Source organism: Micromonospora sp. NPDC003776 (genome assembly GCF_053605645.1).
In genome coordinates, this window is the sequence record NZ_JBSGJR010000649.1 from 1 (window position 1) to 3,571 (window position 3,571).

Genomic DNA, 3,571 nt, shown 5'->3' on the forward strand with positions numbered 1-3,571 from the left:
TGGCAGGACATGCCGCTGACCCAGGCCGCGCAGACCGTGCAGGTCTCGGCCTACCCCGACGCGTACGCGCAGTGGGAGCAGCAGGCCGCCGACCTGGTCGCCCAGCACTGGAACAACTGACACACACAGAAACAACACGCTGGCCGGCACCCGACAACGGGTGCCGGCCAGCGGCGTTCCTAGTCGACCGAGGCGACCAGTTCGACCTCGTACCCCTGCGTGTCGGACAGGTAGGCGGCGTACGTCTGCGGGCCGCCGGCGTGCGGGTGGCGGTCCGGGAAGAGCAACTCCCACCCGTGCGCGGGCGCGGCCGTGACCAGCCGGTCCACCGCGGCCGGCGGGCCGGCGTGGAAGGCGAGGTGGTTGAGGCCCGGGGCGAGCCGGTCGTGCACGCGTCCGCTGAGCGCCGGGGACTGCTCCATGACCAGATAGGTCGGGCCGAGCCGCCAGGAGCGGCCGGCGGGCCACTCCTGGTACGGCGTCCAGCCCAACTCGCCGAGAAGCCAGCCCCAGCTATGCGTGGCGGCGGCGAGATCGGGGACCCAGAGCTCGACGTGGTGCAGGCCGCCGACGGTCAGCGCTTCCCGCCCGGCACCCATAGCACATCCCCGTCCGGATTTGCCGTTCTTGCCAGGATAAAGAGCAGATCGGAGAGCCGGTTGAGATACTTGGCCGGGAGAGGGCTGGTCCGGTCCGGGTCGTGTGCGACCAGGGCCCAGGCCGCACGCTCGGCGCGCCGGGCGGTCGTCCGTGCCACGTGCAGCAGCGCCGCACCAGCGGTGCCGCCGGGGAGGATGAAGGAGTCGAGCTTGCTCAGGCGCGCGTTGTACTCGTCGCACCAGCCCTCGAGGCGCTCGACGTACTCCTCGGTCACCCGCAGCGGCGGATACTTCGGGTCCGGCTCGACCGGGGTCGCCAGGTCCGCGCCGACGTCGAACATGTCGTTCTGGATCGACTCCAGCACCGCCCGCAGCTCGTCGGGGAGCTGCCCCAGGGCGAGCGCCACGCCGATCGCGGCGTTGCACTCGTCCACGTCCGCGTACGCGGCGATCCGCGGATCGGTCTTCGGCACCTGCTCGTTGTTGCTCAGCCTGGTCATGCCGGCGTCGCCGGCCTTGGTGTAGATGCGCGTGAGGTGGACGGCCATGACGCACAGCCTACGGATACCGGACCTGACCATCCCGGCACGGCCGGGCCAGACGGGGTGGTCGGCCGGGGTCGGCCCGGGTGACGCCGGCGATCCGGCGGTCAACGACGTCGACGTCATCCGGGTGCCGGGTGAGGCCCGGCTGGCCGGCACGGTGCACGTGGTGGGCGCGAAGAACTCCGCCCTCAAACTGATGGCCGCCGCGCTGCTGGCGCCCGGGCGCAGCGTGATCACCAACGTTCCGCGGATCACGGACATCGCGATCATGGGGGAGGTGCTCCGCCGGCTCGGCTGCGGCGTACGGTTCACCGCCGACGACCCGGTCGACCCGATGGTGGCCCGCGGCGGGGTGGAGCGCTCCCGCTCCGTGGTCATCGACGTGCCGGAGCAGCCCGGCGCGGAGGCCGACTACGACCTGGTCCGCCGGCTGCGCGCGTCGATCTGCGTGCTCGGGCCGCTGCTGGCCCGCCGGGGGTACGTGCGGGTGGCCCACCCCGGCGGCGACGCCATCGGCTCGCGCGGCCTGGACATGCACATCGCCGGGCTGGCCCGGATGGGCGCGGAGATCTCCGGTGAGCACGGCTTCGTCATCGCCGAGGCGCCGGACGGGCTGCACGGCGCGGACATCGTGCTGGACTTCCCGAGCGTCGGCGCGACCGAGAACCTGGTCATGGCGGCGGTGCTGGCCCGGGGCACCACGACGATCGACAACGCGGCCCGGGAGCCGGAGATCGTCGACATCTGCTCGATGCTGATCCGGATGGGCGCCCGGATCGACGGCGAGGGCACGTCCACCCTGCGCATCGTCGGGGTGCCCGAGCTGCGCCCGGTCCGGCACGCCACGGTGGGGGACCGGATCGTCGCCGGGACGTGGGCGTTCGCCGCCGCGATGACCCGCGGGGACGTCACCGTGACGGGCGTCGAGCCGGCGTACCTGGAGGTCGCGCTGGACAAGCTGGTCTCGGCGGGCGGCCTGGTCGAGACCCGGGCCGGGGCCTTCCGGGTACGGATGGACGACCGCCCGACCGCGGTGGACGTGGTGACCCTGCCGTTCCCGGGCTTCGCCACCGACCTGCTGCCGATGGCGATCGGCCTGGCCGCGGTGAGCGACGGCGGCTCCCTGATCACCGAGAACATCTTCGACGGCCGGTTCATGTTCGCCAACGAGATGATGCGGCTCGGCGCGGAGATCCGGACCGACGGCCACCATGCCCTGGTCTGCGGCCGCGAGCGGCTCTCCGGCGCCCCGGTACGGGCCACCGACATCCGGGCCGGCGCCGGCCTGATCATCGCCGGGCTCTGCGCCGACGGGGTCACCGAGGTTTCCCACGTGCACCACGTCGACCGTGGCTACCCGGACTTCGTCGCCGACCTCCGGGCGCTCGGGGTGGCCGTGGAACGCGGCACCGTACCGGAGGAACCGGCCCTGGAGATCTGACCGGGGAGTGGGCTTAGCCGTCGTTCAGGCTCGCCGATTAGGGTGTGGCAGACACTCATTCGCAGCGAGGGAGAAGCAGATGGCGGGTCGACTCGCGGTCGTCGGTGCCGGGTTGATGGGCTCGGGCATCGCCCAGGTGGCGGCGCAGGCTGGCTGGCAGGTGACGCTGCGGGACCTGGACGACGCGGCCACCAAGCGGGGCGTCGACGGCATCCGGAAGTCGCTGGAGAAGTTCGCCGAGAAGGGCAGGATCGAGGCGTCCGAGGTCGAGGCGACCCTGGCCCGGATCACCCCGACCACCGAGCTGGAGGCGGCGGCCGACGCGGACATCGTGGTCGAGGCGGTCTTCGAGAAGATCGAGATCAAGCACGAGGTCTTCCGCGCACTCGACAAGATCTGCAAGGCCGACGCGGTGCTGGCCACCAACACCTCGGCCATCCCGGTCACGCAGATCGCCACGGCGACGGAGCGCCCGGAGTCGGTCGTCGGCACCCACTTCTTCTCGCCGGTGCCGATGATGAAGCTCTGCGAGCTGGTCCGGGGCTACAAGACCAGCGACGCCACCCTGGCGACCGCGAAGACGTTCGCCGAGGAGATCGGCAAGACCGTGGTGGTGGTCAACCGGGACATCGCCGGCTTCGTCACGACCCGGCTGATCTGCGCGCTGGCCATGGAGGCGGTCAAGCTGGTCGAGTCCGGGGTGATCTCGGCCGAGGACCTGGACACCGCCTGCAGGCTGGGCTTCGGCCACGCCATGGGCCCGCTGGCCACGGTCGACCTGACCGGCGTCGACGTGCTGCTCAACGCCACCAAGAACATCTACACCGACACCGCCGACGAGAAGTTCTTCCCGCCGGAGCTGCTCCAGCGCATGGCGACCGCCGGCGACCTGGGCCGCAAGACCGGCCAGGGCTTCTACGCCTACTGATCGGGTCCGCGACGCCCCCGGCCGGTCCGGTCCGGGAGATCGGAGAGCGTCGTGAAGG

Annotated in this window: 4 protein-coding genes; 2 read left to right on the forward strand and 2 right to left on the reverse strand. The window is 71.7% G+C overall.

The window, feature by feature from the left end; all coding sequences use genetic code 11:
• Nucleotides 1–179: 179 nt before the first annotated feature.
• Together ACWEVO_RS32640 and ACWEVO_RS32645 are read right to left on the reverse strand one after the other, a co-directional pair.
• Nucleotides 180–599 (reverse strand): VOC family protein, encoded by a 420-nt coding sequence (locus tag ACWEVO_RS32640; RefSeq protein ID WP_452311293.1) that lies wholly within the window; start codon nucleotides 597–599, stop codon nucleotides 180–182.
• Nucleotides 575–1,147 (reverse strand): cob(I)yrinic acid a,c-diamide adenosyltransferase, encoded by a 573-nt coding sequence (locus ACWEVO_RS32645; RefSeq protein WP_452311294.1) that lies wholly within the window; start codon nucleotides 1,145–1,147, stop codon nucleotides 575–577. The genes ACWEVO_RS32640 and ACWEVO_RS32645 overlap by 25 nt, the downstream gene beginning before the upstream one ends.
• Between ACWEVO_RS32645 and murA the strand changes: the two genes are divergently transcribed.
• Nucleotides 1,146–2,585 (forward strand): UDP-N-acetylglucosamine 1-carboxyvinyltransferase, encoded by a 1,440-nt coding sequence (gene murA, locus ACWEVO_RS32650; protein WP_452311295.1) that lies wholly within the window; start codon nucleotides 1,146–1,148, stop codon nucleotides 2,583–2,585. The two genes, ACWEVO_RS32645 and murA, sit on opposite strands and share 2 nt — an antisense overlap.
• Nucleotides 2,586–2,664: 79 nt before the next feature.
• Nucleotides 2,665–3,513: a 3-hydroxyacyl-CoA dehydrogenase family protein gene (locus ACWEVO_RS32655; protein ID WP_452311296.1), complete on the forward strand. Its 849-nt coding sequence runs from the start codon at nucleotides 2,665–2,667 to the stop codon at nucleotides 3,511–3,513.
• Nucleotides 3,514–3,571 lie beyond the last annotated feature (58 nt).

What these genes read in the sequence shown, in the direction of transcription:
- ACWEVO_RS32640 (WP_452311293.1), bottom strand. Translation starts at nt 599, where the DNA reads ATGGGTGCCGGGCGGGAAGCGCTGACCGTCGGCGGCCTGCACCACGTC.
- murA (WP_452311295.1), top strand. Translation starts at nt 1,146, where the DNA reads ATGACGCACAGCCTACGGATACCGGACCTGACCATCCCGGCACGGCCG.
- ACWEVO_RS32645 (WP_452311294.1), bottom strand. Translation starts at nt 1,147, where the DNA reads ATGGCCGTCCACCTCACGCGCATCTACACCAAGGCCGGCGACGCCGGC.
- ACWEVO_RS32655 (WP_452311296.1), top strand. Translation starts at nt 2,665, where the DNA reads ATGGCGGGTCGACTCGCGGTCGTCGGTGCCGGGTTGATGGGCTCGGGC.